The 24,054-nt window shown below is 62.9% G+C and carries 24 protein-coding genes and 1 tRNA gene; 10 read left to right on the top strand and 15 right to left on the bottom strand.

The window, feature by feature from the left end; genetic code table 11:
* Positions 1 to 98: 98 nt before the first annotated feature.
* Together CD351_RS04065 and CD351_RS04060 are read right to left on the bottom strand one after the other, a co-directional pair.
* A complete protein-coding gene (locus tag CD351_RS04065; protein WP_111991429.1) occupies positions 99 to 2,384 on the bottom strand; it encodes a xanthine dehydrogenase family protein molybdopterin-binding subunit in 2,286 nt (761 codons plus the stop codon).
* A 4-nt stretch (positions 2,385 to 2,388) separates the two neighbouring features.
* Positions 2,389 to 3,390: an Mrp/NBP35 family ATP-binding protein gene (locus CD351_RS04060; RefSeq protein WP_111991428.1), complete on the bottom strand. Its 1,002-nt coding sequence runs from the start codon at positions 3,388 to 3,390 to the stop codon at positions 2,389 to 2,391.
* Between the two features lie 101 nt (positions 3,391 to 3,491).
* Here CD351_RS04060 and hflK point away from each other — a divergent pair, with 101 nt between their 5' ends.
* The 3 genes from hflK to CD351_RS04045 all read left to right on the top strand — a co-directional run bounded on the left by hflK (position 3,492) and on the right by CD351_RS04045 (position 7,189).
* Complete coding sequence (gene hflK, locus CD351_RS04055) at positions 3,492 to 4,628, top strand: protease modulator HflK (protein WP_111991427.1); 1,137 nt, start codon at positions 3,492 to 3,494, stop codon at positions 4,626 to 4,628.
* A 1-nt stretch (position 4,629) separates the two neighbouring features.
* Positions 4,630 to 5,475, top strand: a complete 846-nt coding sequence (hflC, locus tag CD351_RS04050; RefSeq protein WP_111991426.1) for a protease modulator HflC — start codon at positions 4,630 to 4,632, stop codon at positions 5,473 to 5,475.
* Positions 5,476 to 5,656: 181 nt separating this feature from the next.
* On the top strand, positions 5,657 to 7,189 hold the full coding sequence (locus CD351_RS04045) for a Do family serine endopeptidase (RefSeq protein WP_111993579.1): 1,533 nt from the start codon (positions 5,657 to 5,659) through the stop codon (positions 7,187 to 7,189).
* Between the two features lie 81 nt (positions 7,190 to 7,270).
* Here CD351_RS04045 and CD351_RS04040 read toward each other — a convergent pair whose 3' ends face one another.
* The 4 genes from CD351_RS04040 to CD351_RS04025 all read right to left on the bottom strand — a co-directional run bounded on the left by CD351_RS04040 (position 7,271) and on the right by CD351_RS04025 (position 11,503).
* Entirely contained in the window at positions 7,271 to 9,520 is a 2,250-nt protein-coding gene (locus CD351_RS04040; protein WP_234027212.1) for a transglycosylase domain-containing protein, read from the bottom strand.
* Between the two features lie 172 nt (positions 9,521 to 9,692).
* Positions 9,693 to 10,097 (bottom strand): peptide-methionine (R)-S-oxide reductase MsrB, encoded by a 405-nt coding sequence (msrB, locus tag CD351_RS04035; RefSeq protein ID WP_111991425.1) that lies wholly within the window; start codon positions 10,095 to 10,097, stop codon positions 9,693 to 9,695.
* Between the two features lie 263 nt (positions 10,098 to 10,360).
* A complete protein-coding gene (locus tag CD351_RS04030; protein WP_111991424.1) occupies positions 10,361 to 11,032 on the bottom strand; it encodes a glutathione S-transferase family protein in 672 nt (223 codons plus the stop codon).
* A gap of 81 nt (positions 11,033 to 11,113) precedes the next feature.
* Positions 11,114 to 11,503 carry a hypothetical protein gene (locus tag CD351_RS04025; protein WP_234027211.1) on the bottom strand — a complete coding sequence of 130 codons (390 nt, stop codon included), beginning with the start codon at positions 11,501 to 11,503 and terminating at the stop codon, positions 11,114 to 11,116.
* 144 nt (positions 11,504 to 11,647) lie between these two features.
* Between CD351_RS04025 and CD351_RS04020 the strand changes: the two genes are divergently transcribed.
* Positions 11,648 to 12,040: a VOC family protein gene (locus CD351_RS04020; RefSeq protein WP_007166133.1), complete on the top strand. Its 393-nt coding sequence runs from the start codon at positions 11,648 to 11,650 to the stop codon at positions 12,038 to 12,040.
* 5 nt (positions 12,041 to 12,045) lie between these two features.
* On the opposite strand, the gene metW is transcribed toward CD351_RS04020, so the two are convergent.
* Both metW and CD351_RS04010 read right to left on the bottom strand, forming a co-directional pair.
* Positions 12,046 to 12,648 (bottom strand): methionine biosynthesis protein MetW, encoded by a 603-nt coding sequence (metW, locus tag CD351_RS04015; RefSeq protein ID WP_111991423.1) that lies wholly within the window; start codon positions 12,646 to 12,648, stop codon positions 12,046 to 12,048.
* Complete coding sequence (locus tag CD351_RS04010; RefSeq protein WP_111991422.1) at positions 12,645 to 13,757, bottom strand: homoserine O-acetyltransferase; 1,113 nt, start codon at positions 13,755 to 13,757, stop codon at positions 12,645 to 12,647. The genes metW and CD351_RS04010 overlap by 4 nt, the downstream gene beginning before the upstream one ends.
* A gap of 83 nt (positions 13,758 to 13,840) precedes the next feature.
* Here CD351_RS04010 and hisC point away from each other — a divergent pair, with 83 nt between their 5' ends.
* A complete protein-coding gene (hisC, locus tag CD351_RS04005; RefSeq protein WP_111991421.1) occupies positions 13,841 to 14,944 on the top strand; it encodes a histidinol-phosphate transaminase in 1,104 nt (367 codons plus the stop codon).
* On the top strand, positions 14,941 to 15,849 hold the full coding sequence (locus CD351_RS04000; protein ID WP_111991420.1) for a prephenate/arogenate dehydrogenase family protein: 909 nt from the start codon (positions 14,941 to 14,943) through the stop codon (positions 15,847 to 15,849). The genes hisC and CD351_RS04000 overlap by 4 nt, the downstream gene beginning before the upstream one ends.
* 83 nt (positions 15,850 to 15,932) lie before the next feature.
* Here CD351_RS04000 and CD351_RS03995 read toward each other — a convergent pair whose 3' ends face one another.
* The 4 genes from CD351_RS03995 to ftsE are packed head-to-tail and all read right to left on the bottom strand — an operon-like array spanning position 15,933 to position 18,907.
* Complete coding sequence (locus tag CD351_RS03995; protein WP_111991419.1) at positions 15,933 to 16,667, bottom strand: 1-acyl-sn-glycerol-3-phosphate acyltransferase; 735 nt, start codon at positions 16,665 to 16,667, stop codon at positions 15,933 to 15,935.
* Positions 16,668 to 16,680: 13 nt separating this feature from the next.
* A complete protein-coding gene (locus tag CD351_RS03990) occupies positions 16,681 to 17,217 on the bottom strand; it encodes a YdcF family protein (protein WP_111991418.1) in 537 nt (178 codons plus the stop codon).
* A gap of 5 nt (positions 17,218 to 17,222) precedes the next feature.
* Entirely contained in the window at positions 17,223 to 18,164 is a 942-nt protein-coding gene (locus CD351_RS03985; RefSeq protein WP_174214239.1) for an ABC transporter permease, read from the bottom strand.
* Positions 18,161 to 18,907, bottom strand: coding sequence for a cell division ATP-binding protein FtsE (gene ftsE / locus CD351_RS03980; protein WP_111991417.1), 747 nt, complete (start codon positions 18,905 to 18,907; stop codon positions 18,161 to 18,163). Before ftsE ends, CD351_RS03985 begins: the two co-directional genes overlap by 4 nt.
* 176 nt (positions 18,908 to 19,083) lie before the next feature.
* Between ftsE and CD351_RS03975 the strand changes: the two genes are divergently transcribed.
* Entirely contained in the window at positions 19,084 to 20,088 is a 1,005-nt protein-coding gene (locus CD351_RS03975) for a zinc-ribbon domain-containing protein (RefSeq protein WP_234027210.1), read from the top strand.
* A gap of 12 nt (positions 20,089 to 20,100) precedes the next feature.
* Here CD351_RS03975 and CD351_RS03970 read toward each other — a convergent pair whose 3' ends face one another.
* On the bottom strand, positions 20,101 to 20,355 hold the full coding sequence (locus tag CD351_RS03970; RefSeq protein WP_111991416.1) for a hypothetical protein: 255 nt from the start codon (positions 20,353 to 20,355) through the stop codon (positions 20,101 to 20,103).
* A gap of 205 nt (positions 20,356 to 20,560) precedes the next feature.
* On the opposite strand from CD351_RS03970, the gene CD351_RS03965 reads away from it, so the two are divergent.
* The 3 genes from CD351_RS03965 (at position 20,561) to fghA (ending at position 22,683) form a co-directional block, all read left to right on the top strand.
* Positions 20,561 to 20,647: transfer RNA gene (locus tag CD351_RS03965), tRNA-Leu, on the top strand.
* Positions 20,648 to 20,740: 93 nt separating this feature from the next.
* On the top strand, positions 20,741 to 21,847 hold the full coding sequence (locus tag CD351_RS03960; RefSeq protein ID WP_111991415.1) for an S-(hydroxymethyl)glutathione dehydrogenase/class III alcohol dehydrogenase: 1,107 nt from the start codon (positions 20,741 to 20,743) through the stop codon (positions 21,845 to 21,847).
* Positions 21,847 to 22,683: an S-formylglutathione hydrolase gene (fghA, locus tag CD351_RS03955; RefSeq protein ID WP_111991414.1), complete on the top strand. Its 837-nt coding sequence runs from the start codon at positions 21,847 to 21,849 to the stop codon at positions 22,681 to 22,683. The genes CD351_RS03960 and fghA overlap by 1 nt, the downstream gene beginning before the upstream one ends.
* A gap of 54 nt (positions 22,684 to 22,737) precedes the next feature.
* Here fghA and CD351_RS03950 read toward each other — a convergent pair whose 3' ends face one another.
* Together CD351_RS03950 and CD351_RS03945 are read right to left on the bottom strand one after the other, a co-directional pair.
* A complete protein-coding gene (locus CD351_RS03950) occupies positions 22,738 to 23,370 on the bottom strand; it encodes a TetR/AcrR family transcriptional regulator (protein ID WP_111991413.1) in 633 nt (210 codons plus the stop codon).
* Complete coding sequence (locus CD351_RS03945) at positions 23,367 to 23,927, bottom strand: flavin reductase family protein (protein WP_162627594.1); 561 nt, start codon at positions 23,925 to 23,927, stop codon at positions 23,367 to 23,369. Before CD351_RS03945 ends, CD351_RS03950 begins: the two co-directional genes overlap by 4 nt.
* Positions 23,928 to 24,054 lie beyond the last annotated feature (127 nt).

Genomic DNA, 24,054 nt, shown 5'->3' with positions numbered 1-24,054 from the left:
GTTGCGGGTATCGCCTTAATTCTCGTGCCGAGCCCATATACGTTCTCGTCCAGCCTGTGAAAGGCAGACGCGATCCCGCACGCCATGGTGTCAGTATTTTACAGTCCGCTTGAAAGTAGGGGCAGTCGCCTCAGGCGCAACCCTGTAGCGGAAAACAGTGCATTGGCAATCGCCGGCGGGGCCACCACCGTGCCCAGTTCGCCCGGATCGGCAGGCGCCGCCTCGCTGGGAAGGAAATCGACCTCGATCTCGGGCGTATCGGCAAGGCGGGGCAGGCCCAGATCGGCATAGTCGAAGCTGGCTGGCAGACCGCCGCGCATGCGCAGCGCATTGCCAAGCGCAATGCCGAGCCCGAACATGAGGCCTCCCTCGATCTGCTGGCGGGCAATGTCGAGATTGACGATCCGCCCGATGTCGACCGCAGCCGACAGCCGCGTGACCCGCACCCCGCCTTCTTGGCGCCGGGCGGTCGCGACACAGGCGATGCGTCCGCCTGTCTCGGCGTTGCCGATACGGTAGCAGGCGAGGCCCTGACCGCTCTGGTCCACACCGCCATCCCATTCGGCCATCGAGGCGGCGCGCTGCAGGCAGGCGGCAAGCCGGATATCGCCGCCAAGCATCGCCATGCGATAAGACAGCGGCTCGCGATTGTTCTGCGCCGCGATCTCGTCGATGAAGCTCTCGATCGCAAAAGCGCTCACCTGGTGCGAATTGCCGCGAACGCGTCCTGCGGGATAGCCTGTCTCAACGGGCACGTGATGGACGCTCACGCTCGGCACATCGTAAGGTGGCACTGCCCCTTCAAGCGCGAGTTCATCCTTCATACCCGTCGTTTCGCGGATGGCGGCGGAAGGGATGAGATTGCCGAACAGGCGGCGGCCAAATTCGTGGCTGGCGGGCTGGCATGCCACCCGGACCTGCATTGCGTCGATTGAACCCTGCCCTCCCTCGGCAAGCTGCGCCCCGATCAGGACGCCTGCCGGCGCGCGCGGGCGCGAACGGATCAGTTCGTCGCGGCGTGGCCATGTCAGTTGCACCGGTCGGCCAAGCTCCTTGGCGATATGCGCGATTTCTATGGCGTGTTCGTGTTCGAGCCGGGCATCGAAGCTACCGCCTGCAGGCATGGGGTAAAGCGCCACATCCTCTGACGAAATGCCGACCGCTTTCGCCGCAGCCTTGAGCGCCTGCTCGGGTGCCTGGCTCGCGATCCAGAGCTCCAGCCGCCCACCCGACCAGCGCGCCGCCGCGCTTGCGGTTTCGACCGGGGCGGCATGCGCAGGCTCGATATCATAGCGGCGCGCGGTGTCGACACGGCTCATGCCTTCTTCGCCAAAGCCGGTTTGCGCGACGAGATAGCTGTCGCCCGATCGCAGCAGCGTGTCGATCCGCGCTTCTATGTCGGCGCTGTCGACGGGGAAGCTGACGGTGAACTGCGGAGCCATCGCATCGAGCGCCTCGTTCGCGCTCCACCATGTTGTCGCGGCCACGGCGAGCCAGCGCTTGTGCCGCACCGCGCCCACAATGCCGCTGATGCCTTGGGCAGCCGCTTCGTTGAAACCGGTGAGCTCGCTGCCGGTGTTGGGCCCGTGGCGGATCGCGGCGTAAACCATGCCGGGCAGGCGCACATCCCCGGCAAAGCGGAACGAGCCGTCGATCTTGGATGGCAGGTCGATGCGCGCAAATTGCGGGATCGCGGTGACATCATCGGGCAGGCTGGCGGGCGGTGGATTGTCGCTGGGCGCTTCGGGGCGCAGCGGCGGGGGGTCAGGCGCGGACTGGTCGGCGGCTCCTGCGGCCAGTTCGCCAAAGGTCGCGGCCTTGTCACCATGCGACACGATGCCATTGACGACCTGACATTCTTCCCACGCAACGCTCCAGCGGTCCGCCGCTTCGAGGGCCAGCATCGCGCGCGCTGCCGCTGCCGCTTCGCGCGCGGGCGCTTCGTAAGCGGCGAGCGCGGTGCCATCGGCGGTCGCGGTAAAACGTTCGGCCCGCGCAAAGCGGCGCGCAAGCATGGCGTCGGTCGTGTCCGTCAGGCCAACGGACACCGGGTCCCACATATGCGCCCAGCGCTCTGCCAGCGGGATATTGGGATAGGCCGAGGCAACCGGCGCAGGCTCCACCGCGACCTGCCGCCAGTCCGCGCCCAGTTCCTGCGCGACGATCTGCGGGACCAGCGTTGTGATCCCCTGCCCCATCTCAAGCTGCGGCACCGCGACCGAGACGACGCCATCCTCGGCGATCTTGATCCACGCGCCGAACAGGTGCTCTCCACCCGCCGGCTCAAGCGGATTGGCGTAGTTGCGCGGCAGGAACCACCAGGCGACCAGCAGCCCGCCGCCAACGGCAGCGCCGGTCACAAGGCCGCGGCGGGTCATCTGCATCGCGTCAGATCGCTCCGTTGGTCAACCAGCGATCAAGCTTGTCGGCAACCGCGAGGAAGGGCGCAGCGCCCTCATCGTCTCCGGCAGCGGGAGGTTTGCCCGCATCGCCTGCAATCCGGGTGTCGATGGTCAGCGGAATGCGGCCAAGAAACGGGATCTTGAGCGCATCGGCAAACTTTTCGACCCCGCCCTGGCCAAAGGGATCGGAGACCTCGCCGCAATGGGGGCATTCGTAACCCGCCATGTTCTCGACCAGTCCGATAATCGGCACCTCGCCATCCTCGAACAATTGCCCGGCGCGCGCCGCATCGAGCAGCGCGAGGTCCTGCGGGGTTGAGACCAGCACCGCGCCATCGGGCTTGCTGTCGGCCATCATCGAAATCTGCACATCACCCGTTCCCGGCGGCAGGTCGATCAGGAGAAGCTCGGTATCGCCCCACGCTGCATCGACCAGCTGGCCCAGCGCCTTGCCCGCCATCGGCCCGCGCCAGGCAAGCGCCTTTCCGGGCGGGACGAGATGCCCCATCGAGAGCACCTTGACCCCGTGCGGGCTATCGACCGGGACAAGCTTGTCGCCTTCGGTGACCGGCTTGGCGCGGTCGGTTGCAAGCAGGCGCTGTTGCGAGGGGCCGTAGACATCGCCGTCGATCACCCCGACCTTGCGCCCTTTTCGTGCAAGCGCGACGGCAAGATTGGTGGTCAGCGTCGATTTGCCCACGCCGCCCTTGCCCGAACCAACCGCGATAATCATCCGGCGGCGGCGGTCTGCGATCAGGGCGACGTGAACCGTCTCGACATCGGCGAGTTTGCCGATTTCCTTCTCGATCAGCGCCTCAAGCTCCTCGCGCGCTTTCGCACCGAGGTCGCCTGCCTCTGCAACCACGATGGCGCGGCCATCCTTCAGGCGCAGCGAGCGCAGCCTTCCGTGGATCTCGATCGGAAGAGCCGCGCGCAGACGCGCTTCGTCATCGGCGGGGTTCGAAGTGGGTTTGCGATCGTCAGACATAATGAATGAGGCCTCTATCACCAAAATCGCCCCTAACACCAAAATCGAAGCGCCAACCCCTGTTTTTCCCCAAAAGGCGTTCCTATAAGGAGTGCATGCGAATGTTTGACGGCTTTAGAAAGCAATTCGGCCTCGCCATGGCAGGCAAGAAAAATCCCTGGGGCGGCTCGGGCGGTGGATCGGGTGGAGATGATGGCTCGGATGGCAGCGATACGCCAGCTGGCGGCGGCTCCGATGGTCCGCGCAATCCGTGGCTTCCCGGCGGCAAGGGCGGCAACAAGAGCGGCGGCCGCCGCTCAGCCTCGATCGAGGACATCTTCAAGAACCGCGGCCCCGAAGGTCCGCGCCGCGCAGGCGGCGGTGGCGGCATCAAGCTGCCCGAACGCCCCGGTGGCGGAAGCTGGATTCCGATCCTGATCGCAGCGGCGCTTGGCCTGTGGGTCATCATGTCGAGCGTTCACTTCATCCAGCCGGGCGAAGCGGCAACCGTAACCCGCTTTGGCGGCAAGTATGTCGGCAGCTACGGTCCGGGTACCAACTGGTCCTATCCCTATCCGATCAGCATCGTCGAAACCGAAAACGTGATCGAAATCCGTACCGAGGAAGTGCCGACCAAGCTCATCCTGACGGGCGACCAGAACCTCGTCGACCTCAGCTATTCGATTCGCTGGAACATCAAGGACCTGACGCTGTTCCAGTTCCAGCTTGCCGATCCGATCGAAACCGTGCGCGAATCTGCGGAAACTGCAATGCGTTCATCGGTGGCGGAAAAGACGCTCGATTCGGTGATTTCGGGTGAAGGGCGCGCAGACATTCAGGAAAATGTCCGCATGCGCATGCAGTCGATCCTCGACGGATATGGCGCTGGCATCGCGGTGCAGGGTATCGAAATCGACAAGACCGACCCGCCCGAAAGCGTGGTCGAGGCCTTCAACGACGTCCTTGCCGCACAGCAGGATGCCGAGCGTGAGCTGAACCGTGCGCGCCGTTATGCGCAGCAGGTTCTCGCCCGCGCCGAAGGTGACGCCGAAGCGTTCAACCAGATCTATTCGGAATATGCGCTTGCGCCCGAAGTGACGCGTCGCCGCCTCTATTATGAGACAATGGAAGCCGTGCTTTCGCGCACCGACAAGACCGTGATCGATGCCGATGGCGTGACGCCTTACATCCCCTTGCGTGAGGTCGAGCGGGGTCGTTCAAACGCCGCCCAGCCTGCAACGCCAACGGGAGGCCAGTAAGATGCAGAACATCTGGAACCAGTACAAGATCGCGATCATTGCCGTGGCTCTCGTCCTGATCGGCGCGGCCTCGACCCTGTTCGTGACGCCCGAGACAAAGCAGGCCGTGATTATCCGCACGGGTGAACCGCGCGAGATCGTCAACATGTACACGCCCGAAGACCCGTACGGTCAGACCGGCGCAGGCTTCCACTATCGCATCCCGTTCATCGACCGGGTGCAGATGGTCGAACGCCGCGTGCTCGACCTCGACATGGACAACCAGCAGGTCCTGACCAGCGACCAGCAGCGCCTTCAGGTGAACGCCTATGCGCGCTTCCGGATCATTCAGCCGGTGACGATGGTGGAGCGTGCAGGCGACGAAGCGCGCCTGATCACGCAGCTTTCGCCGATCCTGACTTCTGTGCTGCGACAGGAGCTGGGTCGCCGGACCTTTGCGAGCCTGCTGACAGCAGAGCGCGGCACGGCAATGACCAATATCCGCGACACGCTCGATGCGCAGGCGCGCGAATATGGCGTGCAGATCATCGACGTGCGTATCAAGGCGGCCGACCTTCCCGAAGGCACTCCGCTTGAAGCTGCGTTCACCCGGATGATCTCGGACCGGCAGGAGCAGGCCGAAACGATCCGCGCCCAGGGTCGCAAGAACGCGCAGATCATCCGCGCCGAAGCCGATGCGGACGCGGCCAGCACCTATGCCGACGCGTATGGCAAGGACCCGGATTTCTACGATTTCTACCGGGCGATGGAGAGCTACCGCCAGACCTTCATCAACGGGGAAGCCAATTCCTCGATGGTGCTCGACAGCGACAATGAATACTTCAACCAGTTCAATGGCCGCCGCTGATAGGGCGGTGCCAAAGCTGGCGTGAGTTTCGGAACGACGAAGCGCTGACCTGACGCTACCGACTACAAGCGTCTTCATTCAGCGTTCAGCGCATCTGCCCTCTTTGTGAAGGCGTAACTTGAAGACTAGCGGGCGCACCGAAAACGGGTGCGGCCCCATCGAAGAAAAGGAACGAGAGGACGTGAACAACGTGCGGTATGTTTATGGACTGACAAGTGCGCTCCTGGTTGGCGGCGCAGCTGTATCGCTGATGACCGGCTACCCGGCCGGCGCTCAGGTCGCCCAGAATGACGAAGCGGTCATGGACCGCGTCGTTCCTGTCGCAGGAGCTCCGTCGAGCTTCGCCGACCTCACCCAGCAGCTTCAGCCGGCGGTGGTCAACATCTCGACCCGCCAATCGATCGAAGTGAACCGCAACCCGTTTGCCGGCACTCCGTTCGCAGAGCTTTTCAACCGCCGCGGTGGTGACAATGGCCAGCCCCAGCGGCGCGAGGCGAACTCGCTCGGCTCGGGCTTCATCATCAGCGCGGACGGTTTCGTCGTGACCAACAATCACGTGGTCTCGCCCGACAACCGCGCGCGGCTCGAAGAGATCACCGTCACCATGCCCGACGGGACCGAGTATCAGGCCGAACTCGTCGGTGCGGACGCACAGTCGGACCTTGCCGTGCTCAAGATCCAGTCGGGCGAAACCTTTCCGTTCGTGCGTTTCGGCGACAGCTCGCAGACGCGCGTGGGTGAATGGGTGGTCGCCATCGGCAACCCGTTCGGCCTTGGCGGCACGGTCACCAGCGGCATCGTTTCCGCTGTCTATCGCAACACCGGTCAGGGCGGCGCCTATGACCGTTACATCCAGACCGACGCCAGCATCAACCGCGGCAATTCGGGCGGCCCGCTGTTCGACATGCGCGGCAACGTGATCGGCATCAACAACGCGATCTTCTCGCCTTCGGGCGGCAGTGTGGGCATCGGCTTTGCCATCCCCGCCGAAATCGCAGCGCCGATCGTCGAACAGCTCAAGCAGGGACAGGAAATCGAGCGCGGCTATCTCGGCGTCAGCCTCGAGCCGATCAACGACGATCTTGCCGATTCGCTCGGGCTTGAGCGCAATCGCGGCGAAATCGTCCAGATCGTCACCGATGACAGCCCTGCAAGCCGCGCCGGGCTTCGCGCCGGTGACGTGATCGTGGGTGTCAATGGCCGCGAAGTGACGTCGGAGCAAAGCGTCTCCTTCATCGTCGCCAATATCGAGCCGGGTGAAAGCGTTCCGGTCGAGGTGCTGCGCGAAGGCCAAACCATCACGGTCAACGCGACGCTCGCCCGCCGTCCGAGCGAAGAGGAAATCGCCCAGCAGACTCAGACCTTCGACCCGGAAAGCGAAGAGCCGATGGATCCCGAGGCTTCCGATGAGATGATCGCGGAGAAACTCGGCCTGCAGGTTCTCGACCTCACCCCGCAGATCGCGCGCAGCCTTGGCGTGCCGACCGATACGACCGGTCTCGTGATCGGCGCGGTCGATCCCAACTCGGATGCGGGCCGCAAGGGTCTGCGCCGGGGCGACATCATCCTGTCGGCCAACTATCAGGAAGTTACCTCGACCGAAGCGCTGCGCGAGCAGATTGCCGCCGCCGAGAGCGAAGGCCGCGATGCGGTTCTGTTGCGGATCCAGCGCCGCGGAATGCCGGCGCGCTTCCTTCCGGTGCGCCTGCGCTAAGCGCCGCAGCCATACCGATACGAAAAGGGCCCCGGAGCAACGCGCTCCGGGGCCCTTTCTCTTTGGTGATTGCACCCGATCCTAACCCGAGGGTCGCGGCGGTCTTGGCGGCGCGACTTCAAGCGGCTGGGTAGGAATGGGCGATGGCGAAGGCCTTGAGCGCGGGGGCGGCGGCGCTTCGACCGGGCCCCGGATCGCGCGGTCGAGGAAATCGTCGTCAACCGCAGACGGCGGCTCAGCAATCGGTTCCAGACCGCCTTCGCTCTCGCCATCAATATCGAACGGCGTACCAATGGGATCGCGGCGGCCAGGTTCGATCAGATTGCCTTGCTCGTCGATGAAGTAATAATCGTCCGGATCACCGAATAGCGCTTCCTCATCGGGTTCAAGCTGCCAGTCGGGCAGGTTCAGTTCGGTGTCGAACTGCTCCACCGGACGATCCTTTACCGCATAGCGCATGTAGGCGGCAAAGGCGCGCGCGGGCGCTCGTCCGCCCTGAAGGCCCGGAACCGCACGCGCATCGTCGCGTCCCATCCACACGCCTGTGGTGATGCCGCTGGAGAAGCCGACGAACCAGCCATCCTTGTTCGAACTGGTCGTGCCGGTCTTGCCAGCGACCGGGCGTCCGATCTGCGCCGCGCGCCCCGTTCCCGTCTGGACGGCGGCCTGCAGCAGATCGGTGATGCCCGCTGCGACGTAATCAGGGATCAGCTGGCGTTCGCGCGTCTCCTCGCGCTCGTAAATCACCTCGCCCCCGGCGGTTGCGACCTTGAGGATGCCATACGGCTCGATCCCGACGCCGCCTGATGAAATGCCGCCGAACGCGCGGGTCATTTCCAGAAGACGCACCTCGGACGAACCAAGCACCATCGAAGGGAAGGTCGAAATCGGGCTCGACACGCCAAAGCGCCGCGCCATCGAGGCGACAGTTCCAAAACCCACTTCGTTGCCAAGCTGGGCCGCGACGGTGTTGATCGAATAGGCGAATGCGGTGCGCAGGTTTGTCTCACCGACATTGCGCCCGTTCGAATTGCGCGGGCTCCACCCGTCGATCGTCACCGGCGTATCGACCACCCGGTCATCGGGCGTGTACCCGGCTTCGAGCGCGGCGAGATAGACGAACAGCTTCCATGAAGAGCCGGGCTGGCGCATTGCGTTGGTCGCGCGGTTGAAGTTGGTCTCGACATAATCGGTCCCGCCCACCAGCGCGAGGATTGCCCCGTCGCGGTCAAGGCTGACCAGCGCGCCTTGCGAACCGTCCGGCGTGTTGGCATCGATGGCAGCAGTGGCGGCGCGCTGCATCCCGACATCGAGCGTCGTCCAGACCTCCAGGGGCGCGTTGGTTTCAGGCAGCAGGATGTCGAGCTGCGGCAGCGCCCAGTCGGTGAAATAGCGCACCGAGTTCTGCCCCGCCTGCTCCTTCAGTTCGACCGTGCTCGTATCGACGCTAGCCTGCTGCGAGGTGATGTAGCCCTGCTCTCGCATGAGGCGCAGCACGACCTGCGCGCGCGCAACGGCGGCATCGACATCGGCGGTCGGGGAATAGCGGCTCGGCGCTTTGACGAGCCCTGCGATAATCGCGCTTTCGGCGACCGAGAGCTCTGTGCCGGGATGGCTGAAGAATTTGCGGCTCGCGCTGTCGACGCCATACGCGCCGCCGCCGAAATAGACCTTGTTGAGGTACAGCTCGAGGATCTCTTCCTTGGTGAACTTCCATTCGAGCGCCATCGCCAGCACCGCCTCGCGCGCCTTGCGGTCGACGGTGCGGTTGGATGACAGGAAGAGGTTGCGCGCCAGCTGCTGCGATATGGTCGAAGTGCCCCCGACGCGGCTGCGCGTGCCGGTAACACCTTCGATGATCGCGCCGCCGGTGCGCCAGAAGTCTATGCCGAAATGCTGATGGAAGCGCCGGTCCTCGACCGCGATCATCGCGTTGCGCATGTTGGAGGGGATCTCGTCATGGGCGAGCCATTCGCCAAAGCTCGGGCCGATCTCCACGATCTCGGTCCCGTCACGCGCGCGCACGAGGATCGTCTGGCCAGCCTGCGTCGCCTGCAATTGCGAGAAAGTCGGGATCGAACGTGCGGCAAAACCGACCGCGAAGCCGAGAAAGATGACCGCGAGGAGCCCCGCAGCAACGCCGCCCAGTGCAAAGCGCTTGACCCATTTCCAAAATGGCGAGGGCCGCTTCATCTCGTCGCTCGACGCGGAACCGTTTCCGGCCTTTTTGGCGCGAGTGGTATTGCCCGAAGAGGGCTTTGCCCGTTCGGCTGCGGCACGGCGCGACCCGCGCTTACCCTTGTTTTGCAGACGGTCACCGCGTTTCGACATGAATTTCCATAAAAGCCAATGGCGCCCAATACCTCAAATTCCGGCCCTGCATAGGTCACTTGTAACCCTGCGTGAACGGGCTGGCACGCCGAATTGACGCCCAATGAGGGGAAAACGCGCAGGGGCGTCTTTTTATCCGCCGACTGGAATCGGGGGGCAACGAGGCTCGGCCCTAGTCTTCGGGCGCGAATTCAAGCGATGCGGAATTGATGCAGTAACGAAGGCCGCCTTCCTCGGGCGGCCCATCGGGGAAGACATGACCCAGATGGCTGCCGCAATTGCCGCAAGTGACCTCGGTGCGGATCATGCCAAAGGAGGTGTCGCGGTGCTCGTCGATCACATCTCCATCCGCTGGCTTGGTGAAGGCGGGCCAGCCGCAGCCGCTGTTGTACTTGGCCGCGCTGATGAAGAGGCGCGTGCCGCATGCCGCGCACATATATTCGCCCTTCTCGTAGAACTTGTCGTATTTGCCGGTGAAGGCCCGCTCGGTCCCCGCTTCGCGCAGAATATGAAACTGCTCGGCAGTCAGGCGCTCGCGCCATTCGGCTTCGGTCAGGGTCTTGGGATCGTCGGTCATGGGTGCTTGGTCTCTCTCGCTTGAGGCCAATATCGGTGCGGGCGGGCTCGACTGCAAGCGCTGAGCGTTTTCCTACTCGCGCGTTGCGAGCTAACTCATGCGCCATGCGATGCGATTGCGCCCTGAATACTGGCCGGTATGCCGATTTGCGAAAGGTCACATATCCTACACGCGCATTCTCACGTTTCGGATGTGACATCAGGGGCTTGCGGAAGGAAGCCGTTTTTCCAAACCACCCACTTGCGTGGTCCAGAGCCGATCAATCAGGCATCGACCTGGCTGTAATGGGCAGGCGGTTTGATCACGTCCATTCGTTCGGAAAGCAGCGGGCGGAAACTGGGGCGGCTCTTGAAAACCGCGTACCAGCCGCGCGTCTGTTCGTGCCCCTTCCAGTCGATCCCTCCAAGGTAATCCGCAACGCTGATCTGAGCGGCAGCGGCAAGGTCCGCCATGCTCATGGTAGACCCGGCGAGCCACGGGCGATTGTCGATCAACCAGTCCATGTAATCGAGGTGGCCATGTGCCATGCGCATCGCATCGCGCAGCTGGCGGCTGTCGGGAGGCTGGCGGGTGATGATGCGCTTCTTCATGCGCTCATGCAGCAAGGGCGCGGTAACATCGGCGTAGAAGTTCTCGTCGAACAGCGCCACCAGCCGGCGGATCTCCGCCCGGCCTGCCGCCGTGCCGTTGATCATTGGCGATGTGTCGACGGTCTCTTCAAGGTATTCGGCAATCGCCCGGCTATCGGCAAGCGTGATGCCCTTCTCCTGATTGACGAGCACAGGCGTGCGGCCAGCGGCGTTGAGGTTGTGAAAGGTGTCCGACGGCGCCCAGGGATGCTCTCGCACCAGATCGTAGGCGATGCCCTTCTCCCCCATCAGCAGCCTGATCTTGCGCGAAAACGGACAAAGAGGGAATTGGTAGAGCTGCCACATCGTGCGGCGAGCATTGCAGCAGATGGACGCGGAAATCCATCACAATACGCATGGCCGAACGCCGAAACCCGCTGCGGCGGTTCAGATGCCCGAACTATCCAGCATGACGAGGCAGGCGGGCATGATGTCCTGCGTTTCGCCGCTGTCCCACAGGCGTTGCGCCTCCTTGCTCACGAGCGCGCTGATGCCGCCGCGGTCGAGCCCGGTCTCGTCCATCAGCTGTGCCAGGGCGCGAACGAAGAACTCCCTCCCGCGCGTGTCGAGTACAGGCCATTTGAGCGCATCCTCGTTGCCGACGGACTGACCGTGAGAAACCATCGCAAAGGCCGCCGAACAGCGCAGCAAGGTCTGGCTGTTGAGCGAAAGCGCGGGCGCGGGGCTCGGTGCGGCTTGCGGTGTCGTTACCGGAGCGGGCGCGGCAGACTGGACAGACAGGGCGAGCGATGCGGCGGCGAGGAGAGGCAGGGTCATGGCGCACGTCTATAGCGATGCGGATGAACCCTTGGCTACGGCAGATCGAAGCGCAGCGGACAAAGCGCTTGTCGTGGCAGCGTGCGGCCCCTACCTCGGCCTATGTCGGTTGCAAATGACCACTAAGAGAGAGGACAGCGCAAAATGCTCAATCACGTGATGATCGGGTCGAACGATATCGAGAAGTCGAAGACCTTCTACAACGCCGTCTTAGGCGTGCTGGGTGCGGGCGAACCGATGGTGCATGTCAATGACACCGGGCAGACGCGCCTGTTCTACATGCACAATGGCTCAACCTTCTCGATCAGCGAGCCGATCAACGGCCAGCCAGCCGAATGCGCCAATGGCATGACGATCGGTTTCAAGTGCGACAGCCTCGAGCAGGTGACCGAACTGCACGATGTGGCGGTCGCAAATGGCGGCAAGAGCATCGAAGACCCGCCGGGTACGCGCAATGGATCGATGGGCCCGATGAACTTATGCTACTTCACCGATCCCGACGGCCACAAGATGTGCGGCATCCACCGGCCTTCTTGATCGGCCTAACGGCTTAGCTGGAACACAGCGAACTCAGCGCGCCAGTTGGCTCCGACGGGGCCGATGGCGCGCTCATTCGCGAAGAACCAGGTGCGCTCAATCTTGGCGCCCTTGGCCCTCGCAAGCTCGCGGAAATCGTCCACCGTCACGTGGTGGATGTTCTGGGTCTCATACCACGTCACCGGCAGCGCGCGCGTCACAGGCATCCGCCCGCCAAGCATCAGCGCGGTGCGCGTGCGCCAATGCGCAAAGTTGGGGAACGACACGAAAGCGCGCGTGCCCACCCGGAGCAGCTCGTCGAGCATCAGGTCGGGCCGGGTCGCAGTTTGCAGCGTCTGGCTGAGCACGGTGTAATCGAACGCCTTGTCGGGATAGTCGGCAAGGTCGGTGTTGGCATCGCCCTGAACCACCGAAAGCCCGCGCCCGACACAGCGCGCGACAAACGCCGGGTCCAGCTCAAGCCCGCGCGCATCGCATTGCTTCTCAGCCTCGAGCACAGCCATCAACTCGCCCTCGCCGCATCCGATGTCGAGCACGCGCGTGCCCGGCGCGACATGATGAGCGATCGCGGCAAGGTCCGGGCGCAGTGTGTTTAGAGACCCGCTCACTCGACGAAGGCCTTCACGACGCGGTCCAGCTCCTCATGCGCAAGCAGGAAGCTGTCGTGGCCGTTAGGGGCGCTCAGTTCGACGAAGCTGACCTTGGCCCCGGCGGCGTTCAATGCGTGGACGACATGGCGGCTCTCTGCGGTAGGGTAGAGCCAGTCGGTGTCGAAGCTGACGATACAGAACCGGGCGCTCGTCCCCGCGAAGGCATCGGCAAGCTTGCCGCCCCCCTTGTCGTCAGCAAACTCTTCGGCGATATCGAAATAGTCCATCGCCCGCGTGATGTAGAGGTAGGAATTGGCGTCGAAGCGCTGGGTGAAGCCGCTGCCCTGATAGCGCAGATAACTCTCGACCTGGAAGTCGGCATCGAAGCCGAAGCTCTTGGCGTCGCGGTCCTGCAAACGTCGCCCGAACTTGGCGGTCAGCCCTTCCTCGGACAGGTAGGTGATATGCGCAGCCATACGCGCCACGGCGAGGCCATTATCGGGCGAGGAGCCGGTCGCGTAGTAGTCGCCGCCCGCCCAGGCAGGGTCCGCCATGATTGCCTGCCTGCCAACCTCGTGAAAGGCGATATTCTGCGCCGAATGCCGCGCGGTCGAAGCGATCACCAGCACCCGTGCTGCGCGGCTTGGCCAATTGGCGGCAAGGCTCAGCGCCTGCATTCCGCCCATCGATCCGCCGACCACCGTGTGAAGCTGCTCAATGCCAAGGCCGTCGAGCAGAGCGACGGTCCCGCGCACCATGTCGCGGATGGTGATGACGGGAAAGCGCATCGCATAAGGGTTGCCGTCGGAGGCTTCGGACGCAGGGCCGCTCGACCCCATGCAGCTGCCGATCACATTGGCGCAGATGACGTGGAAGCGATCCGTGTCGATCGGCTTGCCGGGGCCGACCATCCGCTCCCACCAGCCCGGCTTGCCGGTGATCGGGTGATTGCTCGCAACATATTGGTCGCCGGTCAGCGCATGGCAGATGAGGATGGCGTTCGAACGGTCTTCGGCCAGCTCGCCATAAGTCTCATACGCAATCTGCGCGCCTTCAAGCGCCTGCCCGCTATCAAGCGGCAGAGGGTCGGGCAGCGCGAAGGTCTTCGAGGCGGGGGCAGCGTTCATAAGCCAGCGCGAAGTGGGGTAGCGAGCCGTGCAAGTCAATTGGGCTGTTCTTGGACGCGCCAAGAGGTTATCGCCCCGCGGCCATGACAACACGCCCCGAACCCAAGCCCTACATCCTCGGCATCCACGCCTATGTCCCCGGCAAGGCGACTGCGAGCGATGGCCGCAAGCTGGTGAAGCTTTCCGCGAACGAGAACCCGCTGGGCACCAGTCCGGCAGCGCTCGAAGCGCTTGAGCAGGCGCGAGGGGAAGCGGCGAGCTATCCCGATCCCGATTCCAGAGCGCTTCGGACAGCAATTGCAGAATTGCACGGCCTCGATGCAGAGCGGATCGTGTGCGGCACGGGCTCTGACGAATTGCTCAACCTTGCAGCACAGGGCTTTGCGGGCGTCGGCGATGAAGTGCTGTTCTCGCGTCACTCCTTCGCGGTCTATGATATCGCCGCAAGGCGCTGCGGGGCGGAGCCGGTCGAAGTCGATGACCTTGACTACACTGCCGACGTTGACGCCATGCTTGGCGCTGTGACGCCGAACACGCGCGTCGTGTTCCTTGCGAACCCCAACAACCCAACCGGCACATGGATCGCGCCTGAAGAGGTCAAGCGCCTGCACGCAGGGCTGCCTGCTGACGTGCTGCTGGTGGTCGACGAGGCTTACGCCGAATATCTCGACCCGGCGCATCAGCGCGTCGGCTTCGACCTTGCAGCCCGTCACGACAACGTGCTGGTGACGCGCACCTTCTCCAAGATCCATGGTCTTGCCGCTGAACGGGTCGGCTGGGCAACGGGCGCGCCGGGCCTCATCGAAGTGCTCAACCGTATTCGCGGACCGTTCAACGTGACAGTGAGCGGCCAGAAAGCTGCTCTGGCCGCGCTGGGCGACACTGAATTCGTGGAGGCGAGCCGCACGCACAATGCCGCCGAACGCGCGCGCTTCGTCGAGGCGATCGCCGCGCTTGGCAATCATGGTCTCAGCGCCGTCCCAAGTGAGGCGAACTTCGTGCTGGCACGCTTCGATGGCGATCTGAAAGCCGAGACCGCCCTCACAGCAATCGCCGAGGCAGGCTACGCCGTGCGCCACCTGCCATCGCAAGGGCTGGCCGACGCGCTGCGTATCACGATTGGCAAGTCGCAGGACATGGACCGCGTGATCGCCACCTTGCGCAAGCTTTGCGGAGAAACCGCGTGACGATCCAGCGCGTCGCCATCATCGGGCTTGGCCTGCTGGGCGGATCGATCGGGCTTGCGGTGCGGGAATACGCGCCGGGCATCGTGACCACAGGCTACGACCGCGACGAAGGCGTGCGCAAGGTCGCGGGCGAGCGCGGGCTGGTCGGGACTGTGTGTGACAGTGCTGCCGAGGCTGTGCGCGAGGCTGATCTGGTGGTGCTTTGCGTTCCGGTTGGCGCGATGGAAGAAGCAGCCGCGCAGCTTGCCGATCACATTCCCAAAACCGCGATCATTTCCGATGTCGGCTCCTCGAAGCAGAGCGTTTCCGAAGCGCTGAGCCGCGCGCTTCCGGGCCGCACGATCATTCCGGCGCACCCTGTGGCAGGGACCGAGCAAAGCGGGCCGGAGGCAGGCTTTGCCTCGCTCTTCACGAACCGCTGGTGCATTCTCACACCTGTCGATGGCACCCATGAGAACGCGCTCGCTGCGCTGTCGGAATTCTGGACGAAGCTTGGCGCGACTGTCGAGATCATGGACGCAGAGCACCACGATCTTGTCCTCGCCGTGACCAGCCATATCCCGCACCTCATCGCCTTCACCATCGTTGGCACGGCCAGCGATCTGGAGGAGGTGACACGCTCAGAAGTGATCAAGTATTCGGCTGGCGGCTTTCGCGACTTCACCCGCATTGCCGCTTCCGACCCGGTGATGTGGCGCGACGTGTTCCTCAACAACAAAAGCGCCGTGCTCGAGATGCTGGGGCGCTTCACCGAAGACCTCACCGCCCTCCAGCGTGCAATCCGGTCAGGCGACGGCGATGCGCTGCACGAGCTTTTCAGCCGCACCCGCGCAATCCGCCGTGAAGTGATCAAGGAAGGCCAGGATGATGACCGCCCGGACTTCGGGCGCGAGGATCATGGTTAAGGTAGCTCGACGGGCGTGAGATCGGCCCCGAGGGGCCGCAAGGGCGACTGCCCGCCCGCAGCGGGTGCGGCCTTGCCGCGCGCCTAGCGAGGACGAACCCGCGGATGCGGGTTCGCAGACAAAGACGCGATGCTCTCATCTGAATTAAGCACATTGATCGCGCGGTGCACGCGGCGCTCCATCTCGGCGCGCGGCAGGCCTGCCGGAATTGTCTCGCCCACACGATAGGTAATCGTGCCGGGCTGCTTGACGATGCGGTGGTAGAGCGGCCCGCTGTTTACCGCGACCGGCACCACCGGCAGTCCGAGCAGCTTGTAAATACCCGCAAAGCCCGATTGCAGCGGCGGCTCTTTCCCGTGCGGCACTCGTGTCCCCTCGGGAAAGATGACCAGCGGACGCCCTTCGCCAACGCGTTCCTTGGCAAAGGCGATCATCTGGCGCAGCGCCTGCGCACCGCGATCACGCGCCACGGGGACCAGGCCGTAAACCTTCGCAGAATACCCCCAGCCCGGAATAAGAAACAGTTCGCGCTTTGCAAACACGGTCGGGAAGCGGAACAGACGTGGCATGTCGATCGCTTCGAAAAAGCTTTCATGCTTCACCGCGATCAGGACCGGCTCATCCGGGATCATGCCTTCTTGCACGATCGTGATGCCAAGCACATTCTCAACGCACCATTTGTGCCAGGCGCCCCAAAGCGCGACGACCTTCTTCAGCGCCTCAAGCCCCAGCAGCAGCGCGAACAGCGAAACCACGACGAGGATCGCGCTGAACCCGTAGAACAGGGGATAGAAAACAAGGCTGCGAAAAAACGCCACTCGAAGGGGTGCCTCAATAACCGAAAAGGCCTGCAACAAAGCTGGCGATCAACTTGTGATATTCAAGGAAGAGGCTCGCAAGGCTCGGCTGCGACGGTACTGCGTCGCGCACCACCTTGACTGTTGACGGCAGCTCGCGGTCGAGCTCTCCGGCAGCGCGGCGCATGTGCCAGTCTGTGGTGACAAGACGGAGCGAGGTGATGCCGTTCGCTTCAACCCATTCGGCGGTTTCGGTCGCATTGGAGCGAGTGTCGACCGCTTCGGAGCCAAGCGTGATGCAGCAATCCATCTGCGCCTCGTCCACCTCGAATTCAGCGGCAAACTCGTCACGCGTCACCTCGGGATCGACCCCCGTGACAAGCATCTGGCGCGCCTGACCCTTTTCGAGAACCTGCAAACCTTGCGCAATCCGGCCCGGTCCGCCTGTCGGCACGATCACCGCATCGGTGGAAAGCTCGTCAGCTGGCTGCGGCAGCGCGGCAGCGAACCAGAAGAAGCCCAAAGCCCAGACGAGCACGCTCGCGGCGAGGAGATAACGAATGACAACCATGTTTTTTACAGCATCGACTTTAGCGCAAGTCCGATCGTTATCCGACCCGTAATGAGCGCAAGCAGAACGCCCGCGACTGGAACCGCGCCGATAACCGCCCAATCGGCCACGTCAAGGTTGCCTCCGCTCACCATGCCGCTGTCGAGTGCGGCAAATTGCTGGCCCAGCAGCCAAACCGCTGCGAGACCGATCACCAGCCCCACGAAGGCTCCGAAGGCTGCATCGCGTACGACCGATCGCTGGAACACCCGCGTCACCTGTCTGTCGGTCCCGCCAAGCAAGTGAATGATCTCGACCGTATCGCGGTGATTGGCAAAGGCACTGCGCGCTGCGAGCCAGACCGCCGCAGCGGTCGCAAAACTCACAAGCGCGATCAGACCGAGCGCGAGATATTGAAGCGCTGCCAGCGCATCGTAGACGGGACGGAGCCATTCCGATTGCGCATCGATCCGGGCGGAACCTCCAAGCGGTTCCAGCGCCTCGTCCAGCGCGCTCTGCAACTGGGCAATTTCCTGCGCGTTGGCCTGCCTCGTAAGCTCCACGTCGATCAAGGCCGGGATCGGCACGTCTTGCGATACCGCGCTTTCGCCAAGCCAGGGTGCGAGCAGTTCTTCAAGCTCGGCTTCGGGCACCACGCGGACCGAAGTGACCAGCCTCGAATTGCCAAGCGCGGCGGCGGCGGCATCTGTCTGAGCGGCGCGGGCATCCTCGTCGGCTTCCACGATCTGAACGGTCACCGCATCGGACAGGTCCGCGCGCGCATTCTCGGCAAGGTTACGCAGCGAAAGCCCGCCAGCGGCAGCAATCACGACGAGCGCGATGAGGATGGCGATCACCCACGGGATCGGTCCGCCAAAGCGCGTTTGTGGCAGCAGCTTGGCAGTGACCGAGCCTTTCATCGGCGCGACCTTTTCGATGCCTTCGTCAGGAACGGGCGGCGTCCTCATGCCGCACCTTTGCGCGGGGCGGGCCGCGGCTTTGGCTGCGGCGGGTAACGCAGCGCTCCGGTCGGATCGGATAGCCGTCCCTTGTGAAGCCGCATGATGAGCGATTCCGGCACTTTCTTGAGCAGGTGCACATCGTGGGTCGCGACAATGACTGTCGTACCCACCCGGTTGTTGAGCGCTTCGAACAGGCGCAGCAGTTTCAGCGCCATTTCAGGATCGACATTGCCGGTTGGCTCGTCCGCGATGAGCATTTGCGGGCGCGCGATCACGGCACGCGCGATGGCGACGCGCTGTTGTTCGCCGCCCGACATGGTTGCAGGGACTGCCTGTGCGCGGTGCGAAAGGCCGACCCATTCAAGCATGTCGGACACCGCCTTGACCACTTTAGCCTCGTCCGTGCCCGCAAGCCTTAAGGGCAGCGCTACATTATCGAAGGCTGACAAGTGCGACACGAGGCGGAAGTTTTGAAACACGACGCCAAGACGCCTGCGAAAGTCAGGCAATTTCTGACGCGGGAGCGTGATCATGTCCTTGCCGAACATGCGAATACTGCCGCGCGAAGGACGCTGCGCGAGATAGAGAAGTTTCAGAAGGCTGGTCTTGCCAGCACCACTCGCTCCGGTGAGAAAATAGAAGCTGCCGGGGAAAAGCGTGAACGACAGATCGCTCAGCACTTCGGGATCGGTGCCATAGCGTAGACCCACATTGTCGAACTTGACGATTTCTGATGGCCGCTCGTTCATCAAGGGCGCGTTTACCAAGCTGCCCGCACACAGGGAAGCCCACGGCAGCCGCAACTCCCACAATATGTCGCAGCATTGTTGCACGATCCCGCAATTTTGCGCCTCTCATGTGGAAAAAGCCCGCAATTCGCCCGTCGTGAGGCGCCCCGCCCTTGCAGCGCTCGTTAACCTGATTCATGCGTCTCACTGAAATGATCATCTCGTGCCCAGAGTGCTCGACACGTTATGTCGTCCCGGAAAGCGCGATCGGCGCCGAGGGCAGAACCGTGCGCTGCGCAAAATGCAAGCACAGCTGGTTCCAGGAACCAAAGCCGCTCGACTTCGACGACCACGAAGAAGAAGCTGTCGCTGCTCCCGCCGCCGAGCCTGAGCCAGAGCCCGCACCTCCTCCCCCGCCACCTGCGCCTGCTCCCGAGCCCGAGACGGAAGTGGAAACGGAAGAAAGCGCGGAGCCGTGGTCCGATGTCGATGAGGCAGCGAACCCTTCGATCAGCCACTGGCGCACTTCGGATCGACCTCAATCTGCAGATCCGCAAGAGGCATATGCGGAGCCTCCTGCGACCGAGCCGGAGCCGGAACCCGCGCCTGAGCCTGAGCCCGAGGCCGACAGCGAGTATGGGGCTGGTGCCGATCCTCTCGCGCGCGAATTTGAAGACGAGGCTGGTGACGCTGATGTCGATGCCGCCTTCGACGATGATTACGACGGTCATGAGGAAGGGTCGCAGTTCGATTACAGCCCGCCTTTCTCGCGCCGCCGCAACTCGCTCAAGATGTGGACGATAGCGGCAGGGGTCTTCGCCCTCCTCGCGTCAGGCACAGCGGTTGCAGTCAATTATTACGGGCTTCCCGACTGGCTCCCGATCAGCAAGCCGACCTTTGGTATCGGGAAGGAAGAACTCGTCCTCGACTTCCCGCAGGCGAGGCAGCGCAAGGAAACGCTCGAAAGCGGGGAAGAGATATTTCGGGTTAGCGGAAGTATCTCCAACGTATCGCAGGAAAGCCAGAGAGTGCCGAGCGTCCTCGTCGTCTTCCGCGATGCGCGCGAAAAGAACGTTTATTCCTGGGTGGTCGTGCCATCGAAGCGCGAGCTTGCACCGGGGGAAAGCCTCAATGTGACCGAGGCGGTGACTGACATCCCGCCCGCCGCTCAGGCTGCCGAGATTGGATGGTCGCCCAGCTAAGGGCGCATGTCCTCAGCTGAATTCGACCCAATAGGTTCCGGCTGCGTCGCGGCTGCGCTGAAGCGTGGAAGCCTGCGTTTCACCCTCGACCGCAATCCCGCTGTCCCGATCAAATGCGATCCTTGTTGCGCGGATGATACGTGCGCTGGCCGACGCCTGGATGCTGACCCCGCCTGACGGTGCCGCCGAGGATTGGGCCATCGGCGCATCGGACACCAAAGGCGCGGCGCTTTGGGCGATCAGAAGAAGGGCAGCGGTGAAGCTCATGCCCAATGGTTACCTGCCGATTTACCATTTTCGCAAGCAAGCCATTAAGCCGGTCCCGATGCGGGACAAAGGCCGGCGAAGGGTTACCTGACCCAGCCATATCTGCCGCAATGCATCAAAGGCCTTGCGCACCCTCAAACCTGTTGCTAGTGGCGCGCTCCTACCGAGGACGACAGCGATCTGCGCGCGTCCTGATCACCCGAGTGCGGTCGTGGCGGAACTGGTAGACGCGCAACGTTGAGGTCGTTGTGGGCTAACGCCCGTGGAAGTTCGAGTCTTCTCGACCGCACCAATTTTCAAAACAGACATGCAGCATGGTCAAACCCGCTCTTGCGGGCCCTTGCTGCTGTGCTAGGCCGCTCTCTCACTTGATGGAGAGAGCCCGATGAAGACACGCGCCGCTGTTGCTTTCGAAGCGAAGAAACCGCTCGAAATTGTCGAGCTCGACCTCGAAGGCCCCAAAGCCGGCGAAGTGCTGGTCGAGATCATGGCAACCGGCATCTGCCACACCGACGCTTATACGCTGGACGGGCTCGACAGCGAGGGGATCTTCCCCAGCGTGCTTGGCCATGAGGGCGCAGGCATCGTGCGCGAAGTGGGCGCAGGCGTAACCAGCGTTGCACCCGACGATCACGTCATCCCGCTTTACACGCCCGAATGCCGCCAGTGCAAAATGTGCCTGTCGGGCAAGACCAACCTGTGCAGCGCGATCCGCGCGACGCAGGGTCAGGGCCTGATGCCCGATGGAACGAGCCGGATGAGCTACAAGGGCGAGACGATCTACCACTACATGGGCTGTTCAACCTTCTCGAACTTCATCGTGCTTCCAGAGATCGCAGTCGCCAAGATCCGCACCGACGCCCCGTTCGAAACCTCCTGCTATGTCGGCTGCGGAGTGACCACGGGCGTTGGCGCGGTGGTCAACACGGCCAAGGTCGAGCCGGGCGACAATGTGGTCGTGTTCGGGCTTGGCGGGATCGGGCTCAACGTCATTCAAGGCGCGAAGATGGCGGGCGCGGACCGGATCGTCGGCGTCGATGTCAACCCGGCCAAGCGCGAATGGGGCGAGAAATTCGGCATGACCGACTTTGTAAACCCCAAGGATACCTCCGACGTTGTCGCGCATCTGGTCGAGATTCTCGATGGCGGGGCGGACTATTCGTTCGACTGCACCGGCAACACCGACGTGATGCGCGACGCGCTCGAATGCTGCCACAAGGGCTGGGGCACCTCGATCATTATCGGTGTTGCCGAAGCGGGCAAGGAAATCGCGACGCGGCCCTTCCAGCTCGTCACCGGGCGCAACTGGCGCGGGACAGCATTTGGCGGAGCAAAGGGGCGCACCGACGTTCCAAAGATCGTCGACTGGTACATGAACGGCAAGATCGCCATCGACCCGATGATCACTCACACGCTCACGCTCGAAGACATCAACAAAGGCTTCGACCTGATGCATTCGGGCGAAAGCATCCGTTCGGTGGTGGTCTATTGATGGAGACGGTGTCCGAGACGCTCAGCCATGGCGGCACGCAAGGCGTCTATCGCCACGCAAGCGAGGCGACGTCAACCGACATGACTTTCGCTGTCTTCGTGCCCGATCACGAAGAGGGCGCAAGGCTTCCGGTCCTGACCTATCTTTCCGGCCTAACCTGCACTCATGCGAACGTCATGGAGAAGGGCGAATATCGCGAAGCGTGCGCAAGGCACGGCATTATCTTCGTCGCTCCTGACACCAGCCCGCGCGGCGAAGAGGTGCCGGACGCCGGGGACGAATACGATTTCGGGACAGGCGCAGGCTTCTATGTCGATGCGACACAGGAACCGTGGGCAAAGCATTACCGGATGCGCAGCTATATCGAAGACGAACTTCCAGCGCTGATTTCGAAGCATTTCCCGGTCGATATGGGTCGCCAGTCTATCACCGGACATTCGATGGGCGGACATGGCGCGCTTACAATTGGTCTGCGCAACCCCGATCGTTTCCGCTCAATCAGCGCGTTCTCGCCGATTGTCGCACCATCGCAGGTGCCATGGGGAGAGAAGGCGCTGGGCCGCTATCTGGGAGAGGACCGCGACAGCTGGCGCGAATATGACGCGGTTGCCTTGATCGAAAGCGGCGCGCGCCACGACCGCATCCTCGTCGATCAAGGTACGGCCGACAATTTCCTCGAAGACCAGCTTCAGACGCAGCGCCTTGTTGATGCCTGCACCGCGCACGGCGTCCCGGCAAATATCCGGATGCAGGATGGCTACGACCATTCCTATTTCTTCGTCTCGACATTCATGGCCGAGCACATCGACTGGCACGCGAAGCACCTGGGCCAATGAAGCTGATCGCGCTGCACCTCTTGCGCTCGTGCGCGGCAAGCAAATGAAATTGGCCTAGTTCGCCGTGTGCCCGTTGGTGAGCAGGCGTCTCACTAGCCGGCGAAGCTCTAGAGGGTAGAATTCGCCGATCCGGTCAAATTCTTCCTTCCCATAAAAGCGGGTTAGAACGGCGTCAGAGCCGGCATAGAACTGGATCGCCGAAATCAGAAGGTACACGCGCGCGATCTTGTCGGCCATCGGCAGGTCGGCCTGCCCCTCGACCGCTTCTAGAAGGGTGATTATTTCGCCCAGCCAGTTCTTGAAGAACCAATCGCCTTCCGGCGCTTCGCTGCGCTGGTCTTCGAGCAATTCGCGCATCAGCAATTTTGTGTCGAGCGGGTTTGCGGCGGCTCGCTCATAAATGGCGAGGATGACGTCCTCGAACCGCTGGGCGGGCGATGCGTCTGGTCTTTGTTCAGCCCTTGTCGCTTCGAAAAGGCTGTCCGCGATGCGCTTGAGAACCTCGCGATAAAGCTCCTCCTTGCGCTTGAAATGATAGAGCAGAGCCTGCTTTGTCAGGCCAACTTCCCCGGCGATCTGGGCGATGCTCGCTCCGTAAAAGCCGCGTTCGGCAAATTGAACGTGAGCCGCATCCAGCAGCTGTTCTCGCGTATCATCCTGCGATTCGGCGGGAATTCCATCACTCATTGGCTGCCGATACTAAAAAACCGACCTTTGAAAAAGCCGAGCGGTGACGCGCCTCGTTCTCCATCACTGTCCTGACCGCGCAGCGGGCTCATGCCCGTGACTTCGCCGAGCAGCATCGTGTGGTCCCCGGCAGGGTGGCTGGAGTATTGTCGGCACTCGAAATGACCGACCGATCCCACGATCGACGAAAGACCGCCTCGGGTTAGCTCAAAATCGTCCGCATCAAGTTGCGTGTCGCCGCGTGCGGCATAGCGCAGCGCCAGTTCCGCCTGGTCTTCGGCGAGGATGCTGATGGTGAAGCGTTCAGCGCGCGAGAACAGTTCGAACTGGCTTGATGAGTTATGAAGGCTCCAGCAAACCAGCATGGGTTCAAGCGAAACCGAGACCAGCGAGTTGATCGTCATCGCTGCGACGCCTCCGCCCTCGGTTTCAACGGCGACAATGCACACGCCGGTTGCGAACTGGCCCATCAGCTTTCGGAATTCGGACGTGCTAGGCGGTGACGCCTCAGTCATGTCCTGAGCCTGAGGTTCGCGATGTGCGGCGGGATCGCGCAAGAAGAACTCCAAAAAACTGGGTGGGAGGGTTCAAGGATGGGGTCAACCCTCGCCGGGTTCAACCAAGCCGGCACAATTGTCAATGAAACCCGGCCTTCGCGCAGTCACAGCACGGTCACTCAGGAAC

This window comes from Erythrobacter sp. KY5, assembly GCF_003264115.1.
In the GTDB taxonomy this organism is placed as follows: domain Bacteria; phylum Pseudomonadota; class Alphaproteobacteria; order Sphingomonadales; family Sphingomonadaceae; genus Erythrobacter.
The sequence above is the reverse complement of the archived record's forward strand: the minus strand, read 5'-3'. Positions and strand labels throughout refer to the sequence as shown.

Bases quoted from the DNA above. Each gene is read 5' to 3' on its own strand.
- CD351_RS04065 (WP_111991429.1), bottom strand. From the start codon at position 2,384: ATGCAGATGACCCGCCGCGGCCTTGTGACCGGCGCTGCCGTTGGCGGC.
- CD351_RS04060 (WP_111991428.1), bottom strand. From the start codon at position 3,390: ATGTCTGACGATCGCAAACCCACTTCGAACCCCGCCGATGACGAAGCG.
- hflK (WP_111991427.1), top strand. From the start codon at position 3,492: ATGTTTGACGGCTTTAGAAAGCAATTCGGCCTCGCCATGGCAGGCAAG.
- hflC (WP_111991426.1), top strand. From the start codon at position 4,630: ATGCAGAACATCTGGAACCAGTACAAGATCGCGATCATTGCCGTGGCT.
- CD351_RS04040 (WP_234027212.1), bottom strand. From the start codon at position 9,520: ATGTCGAAACGCGGTGACCGTCTGCAAAACAAGGGTAAGCGCGGGTCG.
- msrB (WP_111991425.1), bottom strand. From the start codon at position 10,097: ATGACCGACGATCCCAAGACCCTGACCGAAGCCGAATGGCGCGAGCGC.
- CD351_RS04030 (WP_111991424.1), bottom strand. From the start codon at position 11,032: ATGTGGCAGCTCTACCAATTCCCTCTTTGTCCGTTTTCGCGCAAGATC.
- CD351_RS04025 (WP_234027211.1), bottom strand. From the start codon at position 11,503: ATGACCCTGCCTCTCCTCGCCGCCGCATCGCTCGCCCTGTCTGTCCAG.
- CD351_RS04020 (WP_007166133.1), top strand. From the start codon at position 11,648: ATGCTCAATCACGTGATGATCGGGTCGAACGATATCGAGAAGTCGAAG.
- CD351_RS04010 (WP_111991422.1), bottom strand. From the start codon at position 13,757: ATGAACGCTGCCCCCGCCTCGAAGACCTTCGCGCTGCCCGACCCTCTG.
- hisC (WP_111991421.1), top strand. From the start codon at position 13,841: ATGACAACACGCCCCGAACCCAAGCCCTACATCCTCGGCATCCACGCC.
- CD351_RS03990 (WP_111991418.1), bottom strand. From the start codon at position 17,217: ATGGTTGTCATTCGTTATCTCCTCGCCGCGAGCGTGCTCGTCTGGGCT.
- CD351_RS03985 (WP_174214239.1), bottom strand. From the start codon at position 18,164: ATGAGGACGCCGCCCGTTCCTGACGAAGGCATCGAAAAGGTCGCGCCG.
- ftsE (WP_111991417.1), bottom strand. From the start codon at position 18,907: ATGAACGAGCGGCCATCAGAAATCGTCAAGTTCGACAATGTGGGTCTA.
- CD351_RS03975 (WP_234027210.1), top strand. From the start codon at position 19,084: ATGCGTCTCACTGAAATGATCATCTCGTGCCCAGAGTGCTCGACACGT.
- CD351_RS03970 (WP_111991416.1), bottom strand. From the start codon at position 20,355: ATGAGCTTCACCGCTGCCCTTCTTCTGATCGCCCAAAGCGCCGCGCCT.
- CD351_RS03960 (WP_111991415.1), top strand. From the start codon at position 20,741: ATGAAGACACGCGCCGCTGTTGCTTTCGAAGCGAAGAAACCGCTCGAA.
- fghA (WP_111991414.1), top strand. From the start codon at position 21,847: ATGGAGACGGTGTCCGAGACGCTCAGCCATGGCGGCACGCAAGGCGTC.
- CD351_RS03950 (WP_111991413.1), bottom strand. From the start codon at position 23,370: ATGAGTGATGGAATTCCCGCCGAATCGCAGGATGATACGCGAGAACAG.